The sequence below is a fragment of the Rhizobium sp. SVR5-2C genome, assembly GCF_056755115.1.
In genome coordinates this window covers 1-213 of sequence record NZ_JBNDHT010000720.1, presented here as the reverse complement: position 1 = coordinate 213, position 213 = coordinate 1, and the positions used below count along the sequence as shown (strand labels likewise).

The 213-nt window shown below is 69.5% G+C and carries 1 pseudogene; it reads left to right on the top strand.

Features of this window, described 5'->3' with window-relative positions:
- Positions 1–137: 137 nt before the first annotated feature.
- A pseudogene (locus ACPYOI_RS37430) lies at positions 138–213 on the top strand (TatD family hydrolase); the annotation flags it as partial.

Genomic DNA, 213 nt, shown 5'->3' with positions numbered 1-213 from the left:
CCCCCCCCCCCCCCCCCCCCCCCCCCCCCCCCCCCCCCCCCCCCCCCCCCCCCCCCCCCCCCCCCCCCCCAAACCAACCCCCCCCCCCCCAGATTACTACGCGTCTCGTGGGCTCGGAGATGTGTATAAGAGACAGATCCTATGTCGTGAATACGGCCGAGGTACTCGCTGAGACACTCGATCTCAGCTATGCCGACATTGCGCGTATTACGA